Source organism: Methylobacterium tarhaniae (assembly GCF_001043955.1).
Taxonomy (GTDB): domain Bacteria; phylum Pseudomonadota; class Alphaproteobacteria; order Rhizobiales; family Beijerinckiaceae; genus Methylobacterium; species Methylobacterium tarhaniae.
The window spans coordinates 1-790 of sequence record NZ_LABZ01000414.1 but is presented as its reverse complement, the minus strand read 5'-3'; the positions used below and the strand labels follow the sequence as shown (position 1 = coordinate 790).

Genomic DNA, 790 nt, shown 5'->3' with positions numbered 1-790 from the left:
AGCCGAATCGGTCACTTCCGACGACCAGCGGGAATGGAGCGTTCCATCCGGTGATGCGGCTCAATGGCAGCTCGTAGAAGTCGAAATCCAGGATTCGGCCGACATCGATCGCTGCCGCGGCAATGTCAGGGTTCAGAAATTTCATCCGCGACTTCTCGATCCGGCAACGGAGCTCGCCATCGATGCAGTCGAACCGAAGGTGACAGTTCAGTGTCTTGTCGTGGAAGGGGCTGCGGACCGAGAGTCCGCCGAAGCGCCCCACCAGCTTGTGGATGGACGGGTCGGTCCTCCTGCCGTAGACGACACAGAATGACGGCCCGGCTCGATCGGTGCAGGTCTTCGCCGTCCCGCGCCTGGGGGACGACGTGGCAGCGCTGGTGAGCGTCGCAGCCGCCTCGGCGAGGCTTGCATGAGCATCGAGCAGTTCGTACAGGCGCGGGAGCTTCGCTCCTTCGAGCTTGGCTTCGCCCCGTTCGAGATCGGCGACGAGATCGTCGGCCGATCGGTAGACGAATTCGCCGACGCTGCGATACAGCGGGTAGCCTCGCGACAGGACCTGGCAGCCGCGCAGCAAGGCGGTCAGGCAGCGGTTGAGCGACTTGGCGCGGCTGAAATCCTGCCCGCCCACGGGGATGAAGGCGACATCCGCGGCCTTCAGGCTCTCGTCCTCGCGCGCCTCCGTCCACTCCATGATGCGGAAGTCGATCGGCAGGGTCCGCAACAAGGCCAGACCTTCGGCGGAGAGGGCCCGGGTGTTGGTCAGGACCGTCAAGGTCGCGTCCCACCCGAG

1 protein-coding gene is annotated in these 790 nt (G+C 65.1%); it reads right to left on the bottom strand.

What is annotated here, in order from left to right; genetic code table 11:
• A partial coding sequence (locus VQ03_RS30350; RefSeq protein ID WP_157064334.1) for a hypothetical protein occupies positions 1 to 772 on the bottom strand: 772 nt, incomplete at its 3' end.
• Between the last annotated feature and the right edge of the window lie 18 nt (positions 773 to 790).